Source organism: Ralstonia sp. Ralssp135, from assembly GCF_047304345.1.
In the GTDB taxonomy this organism is placed as follows: domain Bacteria; phylum Pseudomonadota; class Gammaproteobacteria; order Burkholderiales; family Burkholderiaceae; genus Ralstonia; species Ralstonia chuxiongensis.
Map to the genome: position 1 here is coordinate 1 of NZ_JBGLYZ010000052.1, position 16,120 is coordinate 16,120.

The 16,120-nt window shown below is 63.2% G+C and carries 13 protein-coding genes and 1 pseudogene; all 14 read right to left on the reverse strand.

Annotated elements, in window-relative coordinates:
* Positions 1-148: 148 nt before the first annotated feature.
* The 14 genes and pseudogenes from ACCD03_RS23415 to ACCD03_RS23480 all read right to left on the reverse strand — a co-directional run bounded on the left by ACCD03_RS23415 (position 149) and on the right by ACCD03_RS23480 (position 16,120).
* Entirely contained in the window at positions 149-1,276 is a 1,128-nt protein-coding gene (locus ACCD03_RS23415; RefSeq protein ID WP_253535050.1) for a protein-glutamate methylesterase/protein-glutamine glutaminase, read from the reverse strand.
* A gap of 22 nt (positions 1,277-1,298) precedes the next feature.
* Entirely contained in the window at positions 1,299-1,916 is a 618-nt protein-coding gene (gene cheD / locus ACCD03_RS23420; protein WP_045202244.1) for a chemoreceptor glutamine deamidase CheD, read from the reverse strand.
* A gap of 89 nt (positions 1,917-2,005) precedes the next feature.
* On the reverse strand, positions 2,006-2,887 hold the full coding sequence (locus tag ACCD03_RS23425) for a CheR family methyltransferase (RefSeq protein WP_316673211.1): 882 nt from the start codon (positions 2,885-2,887) through the stop codon (positions 2,006-2,008).
* 103 nt (positions 2,888-2,990) lie between these two features.
* Positions 2,991-4,889, reverse strand: coding sequence for a methyl-accepting chemotaxis protein (locus tag ACCD03_RS23430; protein WP_413413064.1), 1,899 nt, complete (start codon positions 4,887-4,889; stop codon positions 2,991-2,993).
* A 225-nt stretch (positions 4,890-5,114) separates the two neighbouring features.
* Complete coding sequence (locus ACCD03_RS23435; RefSeq protein ID WP_413413065.1) at positions 5,115-6,965, reverse strand: methyl-accepting chemotaxis protein; 1,851 nt, start codon at positions 6,963-6,965, stop codon at positions 5,115-5,117.
* A 123-nt stretch (positions 6,966-7,088) separates the two neighbouring features.
* Positions 7,089-7,580, reverse strand: a complete 492-nt coding sequence (locus ACCD03_RS23440) for a chemotaxis protein CheW (RefSeq protein WP_045201950.1) — start codon at positions 7,578-7,580, stop codon at positions 7,089-7,091.
* 79 nt (positions 7,581-7,659) lie between these two features.
* A pseudogene (locus ACCD03_RS23445) lies at positions 7,660-9,700 on the reverse strand (chemotaxis protein CheW).
* A gap of 18 nt (positions 9,701-9,718) precedes the next feature.
* The gene (locus ACCD03_RS23450; RefSeq protein WP_024978410.1) at positions 9,719-10,132 is read right to left on the reverse strand and encodes a response regulator; all 414 of its coding nucleotides are present in this window, start codon (positions 10,130-10,132) and stop codon (positions 9,719-9,721) included.
* 25 nt (positions 10,133-10,157) lie between these two features.
* Positions 10,158-11,105 carry a flagellar motor protein MotB gene (gene motB / locus ACCD03_RS23455; protein WP_413413066.1) on the reverse strand — a complete coding sequence of 316 codons (948 nt, stop codon included), beginning with the start codon at positions 11,103-11,105 and terminating at the stop codon, positions 10,158-10,160.
* 79 nt (positions 11,106-11,184) lie between these two features.
* Positions 11,185-12,045: a flagellar motor stator protein MotA gene (gene motA, locus ACCD03_RS23460; RefSeq protein ID WP_045201956.1), complete on the reverse strand. Its 861-nt coding sequence runs from the start codon at positions 12,043-12,045 to the stop codon at positions 11,185-11,187.
* A 511-nt stretch (positions 12,046-12,556) separates the two neighbouring features.
* Positions 12,557-13,117 carry a flagellar transcriptional regulator FlhC gene (gene flhC, locus ACCD03_RS23465; RefSeq protein ID WP_027679319.1) on the reverse strand — a complete coding sequence of 187 codons (561 nt, stop codon included), beginning with the start codon at positions 13,115-13,117 and terminating at the stop codon, positions 12,557-12,559.
* A gap of 76 nt (positions 13,118-13,193) precedes the next feature.
* Positions 13,194-13,511: a flagellar transcriptional regulator FlhD gene (gene flhD, locus ACCD03_RS23470; RefSeq protein ID WP_004627783.1), complete on the reverse strand. Its 318-nt coding sequence runs from the start codon at positions 13,509-13,511 to the stop codon at positions 13,194-13,196.
* 861 nt (positions 13,512-14,372) lie between these two features.
* Positions 14,373-15,269: an SMP-30/gluconolactonase/LRE family protein gene (locus ACCD03_RS23475; RefSeq protein ID WP_413413067.1), complete on the reverse strand. Its 897-nt coding sequence runs from the start codon at positions 15,267-15,269 to the stop codon at positions 14,373-14,375.
* Entirely contained in the window at positions 15,266-16,120 is an 855-nt protein-coding gene (locus ACCD03_RS23480) for a citryl-CoA lyase (RefSeq protein WP_413413068.1), read from the reverse strand. Before ACCD03_RS23480 ends, ACCD03_RS23475 begins: the two co-directional genes overlap by 4 nt.

Genomic DNA, 16,120 nt, shown 5'->3' on the forward strand with positions numbered 1-16,120 from the left:
ACAAAATCCCCCAAAATTTACTTATTGGGGGGGTTGGGGGCTTCTTTGCAAATTTTCGGGGCGGGGGGGCCCTATTTTTGCGCGCTGCATGGGGGGGGGGCGCCTGACTGCTGCGCCCCGCGACCAATGTACCCGCAAAAATAATGGGTTATACGCGCGTCACACGGCCATGGGCCGACAGCTTGGCCAGCACATGCGGGCCGATCTGCGACAGCGGCAGAACTTCGTGCACGCCGCCGTGGGCCACCGCCTCTTTGGGCATGCCGTAGACCACGCAGGACGCCTCGTCCTGGGCAACGTTATAGGCACCCGCGTTGCGCATTTCCAGCATGCCGACCGCGCCGTCCTTGCCCATGCCGGTGAGGATAACGCCCAGGGCGTTGGCCCCTGCGTTGCGCGCAGCGGAGCGGAACAGCACATCCACCGCCGGGCGATGGCGGTTGACAGGCGGGCCCTGATCCAGCTCGGTGACGTAGTTGGCGCCGCTGCGGCCCAGCGACAGGTGCATGTCGCCCGGGGCAATGTAGGCGTGGCCGGGCAGCACACGCTCGCCGTGCACGGCTTCTTTCACGCGGATGCGGCACAGGCCGTCCAGCCGCTTGGCGAACGACGTGGTGAAACCCGCCGGCATGTGCTGCACGATCAGGATGCCGGGGCAATCGGGTGGCATTTCCAGCAGGAAATCCTTGATGGCCTCGGTGCCGCCGGTGGAGGCGCCCACGATGATGAGCTTTTCCGTCGACGAGAAATGGGTACGCGCAGGCGCTGCGGTTGCCGGTGCGTGCTCCGCGCGAACGTGTGCGCTGGGTGCCGGTGCGGTTGCCGAGCCCGCCACCGCAACCGGGGCGGCAGTGCGCGGACGCAGCTTTGCGCGGGCCGCCGTGCGGATCTTGTCGGCAATCTGGTCGGCGTATTCGTTCATGCCGTCGCGCATGCCCAGCTTGGGCTTGGCGACAAAATCCACCGCGCCCAGCTCCAGCGCGCGCAGCGTGGCTTCAGAGCCGCGCTCGGTCAGCGACGAGATCATGACCACCGGCGTCGGGCGCAGGCGCATGAGCTTTTCCAGGAAGTCGAGGCCGTCCATCTTCGGCATTTCGACGTCCAGCGTGAGCACGTCCGGATTGGTCTGCTTGATGAGGTCGCGCGCGATGATCGGATCGGGCGCCACACCCACCACTTCCATGTCCGGTTGGCTGTTGATGATCTCCTTCAGGATGCTGCGGATCAGTGCGGAATCGTCGATGCACAGCACCTGAATCTTGCGTTTGTCGTTCATGTTCGGGAGCAAGTTTCAGGGATTAAGTGAAGAGTTGCAGGCGCGAGGCAGGCTTCGTCGTGATGGACTTCGACAGCTTGCTGGCGTATTGCGCCTCGCTGTCCAGCTCGGCCGCCGTGTTTTGCGAGCGCAGCTTGCGCACCATGATCTGGCCGGTGGACGGTACGAAATACACCTTGCGCGGGTGTACGTCAAAGAGATCTTTGGCGGCCACCGTCAGGCCTTCGTTGCGCAGGAATTCGAGGACGAACTTGCCGTTGCGCTCGCCCACGTCAAGCGTGCTCATGCCGGCCAGCACGGCCGCGCCGCCAAATACCTTGATCTCGAGGCGCTCACGCTTGGCGCCTGCCTTGTAGAGCTGGTTCAGCAGCACTTCCATGGCGTGCGTGCCATAGCGCATGGATGGCGAGAGGATCGATTCCCCCTCGTTGCGCGAGGGCAGCATGAAGTGGTTCATGCCGCCAATGCCGAGGGTCTTGTCGCGCACGCAAGCGGAGACGCACGAGCCGAGCACCGTGACCAGCATCAGGTCTTCGGTGGTGACGGAATACTCGCCGGGCAGCACTTTCATGGCGCGCCGGCCGAAGGTGGTGTCGTAGTACGCGTGGGTGCTGGCGGCCGATTGCGCGAGCGTGGCCATGGCGCCAGCGCTCATGCCGCTGCTCATGCCGCTATCGCTGCGCACGGCGTCGGCCGCCGATTGCAGGGTCGCGCGTTTGCCGAATTCGATCATCGTGCCCCCATCTTGGCGCGCACCTCGGGCGCGATTTCGTACACGGTCTTGCCGCGCAGCGACCACGCCTTGGTGACCTGCAGGAAGCTCTCCGAATGGCCGGCAAACAGCAGGCCATCGGGTTTCATCACGTCGATGAAGTGCTCGAGAATCTTGGCCTGCGTGGGCTTGTCGAAATAGATCATCACGTTGCGGCAGAAGATCACGTCGAACTTCTGCTGCAGCGGCCAATCGCGGTCGAGCAGGTTGATCTGGCGGAAGTCGATCATGGCCTGCAGCTCGGGCCGCACGCGGGCATAGCCCTCCTGCTTGCCGGTGCCGCGCAGAAAATACTTCTTCAGGCGCTCGGGCGACAGGGCCGCGACACGCTCCATCGGATAGATGCCGGCACGTGCACGGGCCAGCGCGTTGGTATCCACATCAGAGGCAACCACGCTCACCTGGCTGGGCGACATCGAACCAAAGGCTTCGGCCAGCGTGATGGCGATCGAGTACGGCTCTTCGCCGGTCGACGACGCCGAGCACCACACGGTGAACGGCGTGCGCTTGGCCTTGGCGTGCTCGTGCAGGATCGGGAAGTGATGCTGCTCGCGGAAGAACGCGGTCAGGTTGGTGGTCAGTGCGTTGGTAAAGGCTTCCCACTCGTCGGGCAGTTGGCCCTTTTCCAGGGCATCCAGATAATCGCGGAACGAGCCGAGGTTGACCACGCGCAGGCGGCGGGCCAGGCGGCTGTAGACCATTTCACTCTTGCGGTCCGACAGCGAAATACCAACGCGGCGGTAAATCAGGTCGCGGATGCGGCCGAAATCTTCGGCCGTGAATGAAAACTCGCGCGACGCGAGCGTCGGCGAAACTGGCGCCAAGTTTTGTGCTGCCATGGATAACTAACCCCGTGTTTGGCGAGTCTTGATGCCCGCTTTCAGTCGTTGGCGGGCACCGTTACCGCAGGCCACGCCAAGTTTGCTGTTGGCGAGGCTGGCGTCAGAAGGTGCTCCAATCATCTTCATCGGCAGAACCCGAGGCCAGCTTGAGGGTCGGGGCAGCGGCAGCCTCGGAAACGGCTGCCGCAGCCACGGCGGCGGCCAGCGGTGCAACCGCCGCATGTGCCTCCAGAGGCGCTTTTTCTGCTTGCGCGGCGGCGGGAGCCTGCTCCGGGGCAGCCTCGGGCATGGCTGCCGGCTTGGCTGCTTTACGCGAAGCCAAGGCGCGCGCCACAGAGGGCACCACTTCGGTCTTTTCCGGGCGGGCCTCGCTGCGGACGGCCGGTGCCGAAACAGCAGCCGGCGCCGCCACGGCCAGCTCGGCCGAGGCATCGGTGCGGAACGTCGCCACGGCATTGCGCAGCAGTTGCGCCTGTTCTTCCAGCGACAAAGCGGCAGCGGCGGCTTGCTCCACCAGCGCGGCGTTCTGCTGCGTGACCTCATCCATCTGGTTCACGGCCTGGTTGACCTGTTCGATACCGGAGCTTTGCTCATCCGACGCGGCGGAAATCTCGCCCATGATGTCGGTCACCCGGCGCACGGCCACCACCACTTCTTCGATCACCGAGCCAGCTTCAGCCACCAGGGCCGACCCATTGCGGACCCGGCCAACCGAATCGCCAATCAGCTCCTTGATTTCCTTGGCCGCGGTGGCCGAGCGTTGCGCCAGGCTGCGCACCTCGCCCGCCACCACCGCAAAGCCACGGCCCTGCTCGCCCGCGCGCGCGGCTTCCACCGCCGCATTCAGCGCCAGGATGTTCGTCTGGAAGGCAATGCCTTCAATCACACCGATGATGTCGGCGATCTTCTTGCTGCTGGCGTTGATGCCGGCCATGGTTTCCACCACGCGGCCCACCACTTCGCCACCCTTGACGGCAATGTCCGAGGCGTTGCCCGCCAGCGTGCTGGCCTGGCGCGCGTTGTCAGCGTTCTGCTTCACGATGCTGGTGAGTTCTTCCATGCTGGAGGCAGTTTCCTCCAGCGACGAGGCCTGCTCTTCCGTGCGCTGTGACAGATCAGCATTGCCGGCGGCGATCTGCTTGGTGGCGCTGGCGATGGAGTCAGCCGAACTCTTGATATTGGTGATCGTGCCGGTCAATTGTTGCTGCATCTGCGCCATGGCGAAGAGCATGCTGTCATGGTCGCCGGGGCGGGTCTGCACGTGCACGGCCAAGTCGCCGGCGGCAATGCGGCGGGCAATCTCGGCCGCGTACGAGGGCTCGCCGCCCAACTGGCGCGACAGCCGACGCGCAATGACCAGACCCAGCACGATGCCGAGCAGCGCACCCGCGCAGGCCATCACGATCATCACCAGGCGCGAGCGCTGAGCGTCGTCGCGGGCCTTGACGGTGGACGCGGCAGAGACCTCCTCCACACGCTTGACCATCTTGTCGAGCGTCTTTTCAAACGCAGCGGTGTCGTCCAGCAGGCCGACGTTTTCGGCCGTGACGCGGCTGTCGAACTGGGTCGGGTCCAGGCCCTGTTTGTCCATCAGCGCCACGAAATCGGTCATGCGCTTGCCCCAGACGGGGTAGATCGCATCGACTTCGCGGATCATCTTCTTGCCTTCGTCCGACGTGAACAGCGGGCGCACGTTCTCCACACCGTCTTTCAGGTGCTGCATGCTGTCGGCAATCTGCGTGCTGAGCGTCTTGCGCTCGGTGAGCGTGGTGGCGATCAGCAGCGCCGTCTGCGCACGGCTGGCATGCGCCAGGCTGTTGGCCGCGCTGCCCATCTGCGTGATGGCGCGCATCTGCTTTTGCGCCAGTTCTTCGCTCGCTTTGGTCAACTGCGTGATCGTGTAGATGCCCAACCCGCCAATGGCCGCACCCATGGCCGCCACGATCAGGAACCCACCGGTAAGTACCGTGGACACCGGCAACCGCTTGATCCAACCCATGTTGTCTACCTCTTCCTGTTTTTTATATGCCCCCTAACCGCTATCGGCCTGCGGGGGACGGCTCTTTAGAACCGCCGTGGGGTCATGCCACTTCAGTAGGGGGTCACCCCGGCTTCAGCAGACACTAGCCCAGGCAAAAAAAAACCTGCCCCGGAGGGCAGGCTGCACACCACAAACACACACGAGAGAGCTTTCGCGAGCAGCGAAGATCCCGTGCATACATGGTCAAAAGGTCTCCCAGTCGCTATCGTCGCCGCCTGCGGCAACGAGCTTGGGTACGGGCAACTTGGGCGCTGACGCAGCCGCTTTGCTCACGGCAGCGGCGGCGGTGCGCTCGCGTTGTTGTTCTTTGGCGCTGGCCGGCGCTGCAGTTGCAGTTGCAGCCGCGGCCTGCGCGATGGGTTCAGCGGTATTGCGTGCCGCAGCCTTCGGCTTGGCTGCGCGGCGCGGCACGGCCTTGGCTTTGGGCGCCGGCTTGGCAGCCGCACGCGCGGCCATCGGCACGGTGGACACTGCGTTTGCCTGTGCACCGGCCGGCGTCCGGAACGCCGCCACAGCTTGGCGCAGCCCGCTGGCCTGTTCCTGCAGGGACATGGCGGCTGCAGCGGCTTGCTCCACCAGCGCAGCGTTCTGCTGCGTGCCTTCGTCCATCTGCGTAACGGCCTGGTTGATCTGCTCGATGCCGGCGCTCTGTTCGTCCGATGCGGAGCTGATCTCGCCCATGATGTCGGTCACGCGCTTCACGGCAACGACCACCTCGTCGATCACGCTGCCCGCTTCGGCCACGAGCGTGGTGCCGTTTTCAACGCGGCCAACCGAATCGCTGATCAGCTCCTTGATTTCCTTGGCTGCCGTGGCCGAGCGCTGCGCCAGGCTACGCACCTCGCCCGCCACCACGGCAAAGCCGCGGCCCTGTTCGCCTGCGCGTGCAGCTTCCACCGCCGCATTCAGCGCCAGGATGTTCGTCTGGAAGGCAATGCCTTCAATTACGCCGATGATGTCGGCAATCTTCTTGCTGCTGTCGTTGATGCCGGCCATGGTATCCACCACCCGGCCAACCACTTCGCCACCCTTGACGGCAATGTCCGAGGCGTTGCCCGCCAGCGTGCTGGCCTGGCGCGCGTTGTCGGCGTTCTGGCGCACGATGCTCGTCAGCTCCTCCATGCTCGACGCGGTTTCTTCCAGCGCCGAAGCCTGCTGCTCGGTGCGCTGCGACAGATCGGCGTTACCGGCGGCAATCTGTTGCGTGGCACTGGCAATCGAGTCGGAACCCGAGCGCACCTGCCCCACCATCTTCTGCAGGCTTTCCTGCATGCGTTGCAGTGCCTGCAGCAGGCGGCCGGTTTCATCGGCGCGGTCCACCTGAATGGTGTGCGTGAGGTCGCCCTGCGTGATGTGTTCGGCCTGTTCAATGGCACGCATCAGCGGCAGCGTGATCGAACGCCGCAGCGCCCACGTCAGCAGCCCGCCCACCAGAATTCCGCCCAACAGCAGACCCGTCGTGAGGGTGCTTAGCGCGTGGTGCTCGGCCTGGCTGGCTTCGTAGCTGGCTTTGGCCGCGTCCATCTGCAGGCGGTTGAGCGCCGTCACCTTGTCGCCAAGGGGGCGGTACAACGCGGGCATGACGTCCATGACCGTCTTGTTGATGCGCACTTCGTCATGCGTCTGCACGGCTTGCATCAGCACCTGTGCGCCGTCACGCAGGAAGACGTCGCGCAGGCCCTGGGCCTCGTCGGCCAGCTTGCGTTCGTCTGCCGTGGTGGGCAGCGCGCGGTAACGCTTCCAGGCGGCGTCGGACTTGTCGAGGAACATCTTGGCGCGCTCGACCGTTTTTTCCGTGCCGGGCGCGTTGGGCGCCATGGCTGCGCGATCGAGCACGATGCGGAAGCTCAGGAGGTTGGAATCGGACTCAGCCAATGCCACGGTACCCGCCAGTTGCACGGCATAGCCGTCCTGCACGCGGGTGTTGGCGTGTCGCATGCCGATCAGGCCCGTCACGCCCACGATAACGGCGAGCACACCAATGCCCGCCATCATCAGCCCCAACCGGAGCCGGATGGTCATCTTGCTGAACATGCTTCCCTCCCCTAACGGCGCCGCACCAATTGTTACGGTGTCTTGTCGCCCGCCGGGCCCCTTCGGCCCGGCCTCAATCGCTGTGGACACATACGCCGCGCCCCAGCCGGATTCATGTCGCGATCAGGCGGCTTCCGCTTCGTCGCACAGAGCCATGTCGGCCGACATCAGCAGGCGCTCGATGTCCACCAGGATCAGCATGCGCTCGTCGATCGAACCCAGGCCACGGATGTATTCCGTGTCCAGCGCGCCCGAGAATTCCGGCGCCGGCTTGATCTGCTGGCTTTGCAGCGTCAGCACGTCCGACACACCATCCACGACGATGCCGACCACGCGGTCCATCAGGTTCAGGATGATGACGACGGTGTACTGGTTGTACTCGACGCGCTCGAGCTGGAATTTGATGCGCAGATCAACGATCGGCACGATGATGCCGCGCAGGTTGATCACACCCTTGATGAAATCGGGCGCATTGGCAATGCGCGTGACGGTCTCGTAGCCGCGGATCTCCTGCACCTTCAGGATGTCGATGCCGTATTCCTCGCGGCCCAGCGTGAAGGCCAGGTACTCCTCCCCGCCGGTGTCTTCGCCGATCACGTGTTTCTTGACTTCCATTGCGGCTCCCCTCGGCCCCGTCGGGCCACTAGATTGAATTCGTTGTGGTGGTGGATCCCACCCTGCCAGGCGTGAACGCTTATGCCGCGGCCATCGCCTCGGTCGAGAAACGACCGCCCTGTGTTTCGCCCGTCTCGTGCTTTTCGGCAGTAACGGCACGCACCGCGTTTTCTGAATGGCCCGAGCGCGTCTCGCGCATCAGGGCCGACACGTCGACGATCAGCGCAACGCTGCCATCGCCCAGGATGGTCGCGCCCGAGATGCCCGGCACGCGGCGGTAGTTCGTCTCGAGGTTCTTGACCACCACCTGTTGCTGGCCAACCAGCTCGTCGACCTGCAGCGCGATCTTCTTGCCCTCCGAATCCAGGATCACGACGATGCCTTCCGAAGGATCGGGCAGCGTTGGCGTGATGCGGAAGCGTTCGTACATCGGCACCAGCGTCAGGTATTCGTTGCGCACCTTGAGCAGGCGACCGCCGCCCGGCACAGCCTTGATATCTTCCGGACGCGGTTGCAGCGATTCGGCCACGCACGACAGCGGGAGGATGAACACTTCTTCGCCCGTCTTGACCGACATGCCGTCCAGGATCGCCAGCGTGAGCGGCAGCACGATACGGATGGTCGTGCCCTTGCCCTTCTGCGACTGGATCTCGACGTAGCCGCCCATCGACTGGATGTTCTGCTTGACCACATCCATGCCAACGCCGCGGCCCGACACGTCCGTCACCTGGTCAGCCGTAGAGAACCCCGGCGCGAAGATGAGCTGGTTGATCTCGTCGTCGGTCATGTTGTCCGACACGGGCAGGCCGCGCTCGCGCGCCTTCTTGAGGATCTTGTCGCGGTTCAGGCCCTGGCCGTCGTCGCTCACTTCGATAACGATGTTGCCGCCCTGATGGGCAGCAGACAGCAGCAGCTGGCCGGTGGCATCCTTGCCGGCGGCCACGCGAGCTTCGGGCAGTTCGATACCGTGGTCCAGGCTGTTGCGCACCAAGTGCGTGAGCGGATCGATGATCCGTTCGATCAGGCCCTTGTCCAGTTCGGTCGACTTGCCGAACGTCGACAGCTCGACCTGCTTGCCCAGCTTGTGCGCCAGGTCGCGCACCAGGCGCGGGAAGCGGTTGAACACGTAATCCATCGGCATCATGCGGATGGACATGGCGGCCTCTTGCAGGTCGCGCGCATTGCGCGTGAGCTGCGACAGGCCGGCAAACAGGCGTTCGTTGAGCACCGGGTCGAAGGCCTGCGCGGTCTGCGCCAGCATGGCCTGCGTGATGACAAGTTCGCCTACCAGGTTGATAAGCTGGTCGACCTTTTCCACGCCCACGCGGATCGACGTTTCGGCGGCCACGGCCGGCTCAGGCGGTTGCCGCTGCGGCCGGCGCCACGCCACCCACGTGCGGCGTGATGACGATCTGGTCCGCATCGATGATGAAGCAGCTCACCGCGATGATGTCGTCGGCGGTGCAGGTGGTCTGCAGCACGATGTCGCTGTTACGGCCGGTGCGCGCGTGGCGCAGCACGGTGCCCAGATGCTTGAGTTCGGTGACGATCAGCTCGCAGTCTTCGTTCGAGACATTGATGAGCTTGATGTCCAGGCCGCCGTCAATGTCGCCCACGGCTTCGGCCGCAGGCGCTTCAACCACCACGGGCTCGGGTTCCGGTGCAGCCACCGGTTCGGGCGTCGCCACCACGGGCGCCGCAGCCACCGGCGCGGCGGCAACAGGGGCGCCGTCCTCGGCGGTCAGGCTGTTGAGCTTGGCCACCATGTATTCGAGCGTGGCCGTATCGATTGGGTGCTCTTGCCGGTAGGCATCAAGTTGGCTTTTCAACACGTCTTTCGTTTCCAGGAAGGCATCCACCATGTTTTCGCGCAGCTGCAGGGTACCGGTGCGAGCGCGGTCCAGAATCGACTCCGCCACATGCGTGAGTTCCGTCATGTGCGTGAAACCGAAGGTCGCAGCACCACCCTTGATGGAGTGCGCGCAGCGGAAGATGGCGTTCAGATCATCAGAAGAAGGGTTGGCGACATCGAGGTTGAGCAGCAGCCGCTCCATGTCGACGAGCAGCTCTTCCGCCTCTTCGAAGAAGGCGCCGAAAAACTGGCTAAGGTCGAGGTTCATATCTGTCGTCTCGGTCGTTTAATGCGTCGAAGCAGACCCGTGGGTCTGCGCGTGCCATTCGAGCAACTGCATCACCGAATCTGTCAGCCCATCCGGGTCGAACGGCTTGGGCAGAAAGCCCGTCGCGCCGGCAGCGCGTGCCTGGTCGCGAATGGTGCTGTCAGCCTCGGTGGTCAGCATGAGGATCGGGGTGTCGGCGTAGGCCGGCAGTGTGCGCAGCGCGCGAATGAGGGTCAGGCCGTCCATCGACGGCATCACCTGGTCGGTAATCACAAGGTGGTGGCTGCCCTGCGCGAGCGTGCGTGCGGCTTCCAGCGCAGCGGTGCCGTCGCCGGCTTCCGTCACGACAAAGCCGCACTCGCGCAGGCACGTGGCAATCATGCGGCGGATCGACGTGGAATCGTCCACCACCAGGATGTGTTTCTCGCTCATCGACTGTTTCTCCCCTCGGCGCTCTTTATGGCTTGGCCGCGCTCACCGCATCCGCCACACCCGTGGCACGTGCGGCGGCGTCGGTCAGCGTGTCTTTGCCGTCATTGCGCAGGTCGGCCACCGGCTCGACCCCACCCGAGCGCACGGCTTCAGCGGCGCGTGCGTTGAGCACAACGATGCTGATGCGGCGGTTGATCGGGTTGTAGATATTCGTCTTGTCCAGCGGCACCGATGCCTCCAGGCCCACCACGCGACTGACCTTCTCGGGCTTCATGCCGCCCGCCACCAGCTCGCGTCGCGATGCGTTGGCGCGGTCGGCCGACAGTTCCCAGTTGCTGTAGCCCTGTTGCGTGGCGTATTGCGTGGCGTCGGTGTGGCCCGACAGGCTGATCGGGTTGGGCACGTCGTTCAGCGCCGAGCCCAGCTCGCGCAGGATGGTGCGCATGTAGGGCTGCACCTCGGCGCTGGCGTTGGCAAACATCGGGCGATTCTGCTGGTCGACGATCTGGATGCGCAGGCCTTCGGTGGTCATATCGATCAGCAACTGGTGCTTGAACTGACTCATCACCGGGTTCGTCTCGACCATCTCGGCAATCTTCTGCTTGAGCTTGTTCAGCGCCGCATCGTCCGACTCATCGCGGATGTTGCGCTGGCGCTGCACCGTCGGGCTCGGGCTCGGGTTCGGCTGCGGCACGTTCTGCTTGAGGGACGGGCTGCCCTGCAGGATGCTCGACTGGTCGCCCGAACCGGCACCGCCAAACAGCGCCACCTTTAGCGGCGTGCGGAAGTACGTTTCAACCGACGACAGCTCGGCCTTGGTCACCGAGCTGAGCAGCCACATCAGCAGGAAGAACGCCATCATGGCGGTCACGAAATCGGCGTAGGCGATCTTCCACGCGCCACCGTGGTGGCCGTGTCCGCTTTTCTTGTTGCGCCGAATGACAATGAAGGTCGGCGTGCTGGACTTGCTCATGGTCCGTTCCCGTCTGTTTGTGCTGCGTCGTTAATGGCTTGGCTCGTTGGCCACGCTCTGTGTCATATGGGGTTCAGCGCTACGCTGTCTTGGCGCCACGGACGTGGTCTTCCAGCTCGGCAAAAGACGGGCGCTCGGTCGAGAACAGCACCTTGCGGCCGAATTCCACGGCAATGGCCGGGGCGTAGCCGTTCATGCTGGCCAGCAGCGTCACCTTGATGCACTGGAACAACTTGGTCGATTCTTCGGCGCGCTGCTCCAGCAGCGAGCCCAGCGGCCCGATGAAGCCGTACGCCAGCAAGATGCCGAGGAACGTACCGACCAGCGCCGAGGCGATCAGCTTGCCCAGCTCTGCCGGCGGCAGGCCGACCGAGCCCATGGTGTGCACCACGCCCATCACGGCGGCCACGATGCCGAAGGCCGGCATGGCGTCGCCAACTTTGGTGATGATGCGAGCGGGTTGTTCGGCTTCGTGGTGGTGAGTGTCGATTTCCTGATCCATCAGCGCTTCGATCTGGAACGGATTCAGGTTGCCGCCCACCATCAGGCGCAGGTAATCGCAGATGAAATCCAGGGCGTGGTGATCTGCCTGGATAGCGGGGTAATTGGCGAACAGCGTGCTTTCGTGCGGGTTCTCGATGTCCGCTTCGATCGACATCATCCCTTCGCGGCGGATCTTTGACAGCACCACATACAGCAGCGCCATCACTTCCATATAGAGGGCCTTGGTGTACTTCGAGCCCTTGAACAGGCCCGGCAACGCCTTGACGGTGGCGTTGATGGCCTTTTTGTCGTTGCCGACCACGAAGGAGCCAATGCCGGCGCCGAAGATGATCAGCAGTTCGGTCGGCTGGAACAAGGGCCCGAGGTGTCCTCCGGCCAGCATGTAGCCGCCGAACACCGACGCGAGAATCACGATGTAACCGATGGCAACTAACACGGGGCGAACTCCTGAATGGGCGATCCTTCGATCAATACAAGAGGGAATAACGGCATCCCCCCGGTTAACTGAAGGCTTGAGCGCCGGGTTTTGCTGCTGCGCGGTGCTTGGAAAACCCTGCCGCCGCGCCCTTCTTCACCAAGAACGGCAACAAAACGGGCGGCTTGAGCACCACCTGGCCCAAAGAGGGCTTCGCGGTCGGCCAATCCAAAGAAAAAGGGACGGAAATCGCTTTCCGTCCCCACTTTTCGCCTGTCTTTCTACGCGCAGCGGCAAAAAAAATGCCGGTCCGCAGTTGCCTGCGACCGGCCTACCCCCTTCCCCTTTTGTCCTGCCTGAGCCCCTGTGCTTTTCCTGCTCTGTGTTCCTTGCTCTTTTGTTCTTTGTATTGTTATCTGCCGATCTGGCCGGCTATTCCCGTATTTCCCGTACTGCTACCCGCATTTCCCGTCCGCCCTTTTTGTACATCCCCCGGCGGTTCTGCAAGTCCCGTGTTCCTGCAATGCCGTTATCAGGCGTCGATCGTCTTTTCTGCGATCGCATCAACCGGAGCAGCGACGCGCTTTTTCTTTCCTGCGCGTGACGGCGGCTGGCATACACCACACACAAAATCATGGTGCAGGTCGTCTGCGTGGGCCACAAAATGGCCGGTGCAGCGCTTGCACTTCACCGTGTGCAGCATCTTTCCCTCGAAGAACTTCAGCATCATCCACGCACGGGTGATCGAGAGCACCTCTTCCTGTTCGTGAACGTGAATATGTTCCTGGTACAGCTTGTAGGCCGAGATCAGGCGGCGCACACCAGTGCTGCGGCTGTTCTCGCCCAGAAAACGATAGATGTTCAGGAAGATCGACGAATGGATGTTCGGCGACCACGTCAGGAACCAGTCTGCCGAGAAGGGCAGCATGCCCTTGGGCGGCGATTCCCCACGGATTTCCTTGTACAGCTTGACCAGACGCTCACGGCTGAGCGTGGTTTCCTGTTCCAGCAGTTGCAGGCGCGCACCGAGCGAAATCAATTCCGCTGCGAGGTGGATCTGCTGAACTTCGTTCATGACGCTGGTGTGACGCATGGCACTGCTCCCGCTACGCTTGCTACTCATCCAAAGTGCAATCTCTGAACCCGGCGAAAAGGCCGCCGCAAATGGCTCAGCTGATCTGCTCAACCGCCTGACGTGCCAGCAGGATCGACATTTGCGATTGCTGCAGACCCTTGTCACGGTGCGGCTGGGTCACCAGACCCAGGATGGCGTGATCGTCGAAGCGGAAGCGGCACAGCATCATGTTCGTGCTGGCCAGCTTGACGATCTGCGCGGGCGACATCGTCAGCAGGATGTCAGCCAGTTCTTCAGAGATGCCGAGGCGAAACAGTGCGGCATCGCGATCCTTTGCCAGCATCTGCTGGGCAAGCATCAAGTAGGTGAGATTCAGTTCGCTGATCTCGGAAACAATGTCTTGCGTGTCCATGTACGTCCCGTCGTGTGCAGTAAAAGTACAACCTGCATCCGATCTCGCATGGTGATGTCCGGTTGGCGCTATTTTTTTGCGCCTACCCTCGCCGGGCTGTTCACCAATCCCCACGGATCGGATGTTCCTGCAGTCGGCGCCGTTGCCGGCACTTCCTGCTCCTTCTTACTCACGTCGCTAAAGACATGGCGAAGTTGTTTTCTGTTGAACACATTGTGGGTTTACGTCCGGGGTAAGTAAAGAAGGGGGGACCCCTACGTCGGAGGGGTGAGGTAGTCCGTTCTCTTGTAGGCGATTTTCCTACAAATCTGTTAATAAACGTTGCAAATGAAGCCTTTGCCGACGCAACAGCCCTGGGTAGACGATGCGCTAAAGCGGGCGTTTGACACGTATTTACCCCAATGAACGGCGAAAGATAGCAATTAAATTGCCTAAAGTTGTCTGAAATCGACAAAGAAGACGTCGCACTTCTGCGACTGTGAGCATCGGATGCCGGGTTAACCGCTTGTAGGACACTTCTGACCCACTCCTACACGCCGTGTAGGACAGTTCCGACCGGCTTTCGGCTGGTTTTGTAGGATCGCTCCTACAGTCAAATGGCGATTTTGTAGGACGACTCCTACTTGTTTGTACTTCTAATCGAGACACGTATCTCTAATCAATACAATAATCGTGCAAGGAGAGCGCTTGTTCGGGCGAAGAAAGACGCATGCCGCACTTCCTCTGGTGCAGCGCGACAAAAAGTGCCGAATCGCCGTCTCGGGAAGAAAAAAACGCAGGAATTTTGATGATCTGAGGCCGGCCTCGCTTGTAGGACAGCTGTAGGACAACGCGGGCATCTGGGACAGCCCGCATCTGGGCTCAGTCGTGGTGCGGCGGGGTCCAGCGGGCGCGCAATACGGTGCCCGTGGCAGATTCGGTGATGACGAGCGATTGCCCGTCTGGCGCGAGTGCAACGTTGGTGATGGTACGCCCCCGGCACGACGTGATGCGCGCCAGCGGTTCGCCATGCGGCGAGACGACAAACACCGCGCCCAGCGAGGCATGCGCGACGAACAGGTAGCCGGCGGCGTCCATCGCCATGCCGTCGGGGCCGCTGGTGCCATAGAACTGCGCGAAGCGGCCGACCTTGCTCGTGCTGCCGTCAGCAAGCAGCGGCAAGCGCCAAATGGCGTTGTCGCGCGTCATGGCAACGAAGAGCGCGGATTCGTCTGGCGTCAGCACCAGACCGTTCGGGCTCGGGCCATTGGCCAGCAGGCAATCGAGCCGGCCATCCGTGCGCAGCCGATACACGCGGCCGGTCGGGTCATGCAGGCCCGTCTGGCCTTGGTCGGTGAAATACACATCGCCGTTGCGGGCAACGATCAGATCGTTGGGGCCTTTGAAGCGCTCGCTGTTGCGGCGAGTCAGGAACGGCGTGACCAAGCCCGTCGCAGGGTCCAACGACAGCAACCCGTTCTTATAGTCCGCAATCAGCAGCGTGCCGTCGTGGCGCAGCGCCAGGCCGTTCGGTTCGCCGTCGTATTCCGCCACCACATCCCAATCGCCCTGCGCAGAAACACGCAGGACGCGGCCATGCGGAATATCCACCAGCCACAGATTGCCGTGCGCATCCCAACACGGCCCTTCCAGAAAGCAATCGACCGGCGCCCCGCCCTTGTTGGCGCGGGACCATTCGGTCGGCACCGGGCGGCGCAGCGCGGCGGGCATCTCCGCAAAGACGGTCGTCTCGACAATGGGCCAGTTGAAATACGTCATGGCACAACCGTCGCGTCGGAATCAGCCAGATGGCGCGTCGCCTCACCGGTATAGCGATACGGCAGTTGGCGCGGCATCGGGCCCTTGTTGCGCTCGCCGCGGCCGCGTTGCTCCCATGCGTGCGCCAGGATGCCAACAGCCCGCGAGAGACAGAACACGCCGCGCGCCAGCGGCGCCGCAAAACCCAGTTCTGCATAGATGACAGCCGTGGCGCCATCGATGTTCATCGGGATCGGCTTGCCCTTGCGGCCGGAAAGCAACGCTTCGACGGCGCGGCCGATGGCGGCATAGCGCCCGCCAACCACGCCGTCCTGCGCAGCCTCGTCCACCAGCGCAAGCAGGCGCCCGGCGCGTGGGTCGACCGGGTGGAAGCGATGCCCGAAGCCCGGCAGGTATTTGCCATGCGCCGCAATGAACGCATCCACACCGCTCGCCGTAGCCGCCTCCAGCGAGGCCCCGTCAAACATGCGCGCCTCGATATCGTGGAACAGCTCGACGGCCTGCTGCCCCGCCCCGCCGTGCACGTCGTCCAGCGCATTCAACGCAGACGCCATCGCACCGTTGAGCGGCAGGCCGCAGCTCGTCGCCATCTTGGCAATCGCAATTGATGGCGCATGCGGGCCATGATCGACGGACGCCACCAGCGCCGCTTCCAGCAGCGCAGCCTGACGCTTGGCAGGCAACTCGCCGCGCAGCATCAGCCAGATCATTTCTGCAAAACCAATCTGGCCGATCAGCTCTTGGATCGGGTAGCCGCGTACGTGGATGCGGCCGGGTTCGATGTCGATGATGTCGGTGCGCCAGTAATCGGCAGCGAGGCCGGCGGCGTCCTGTGTCGGTGCGGTCGTCAT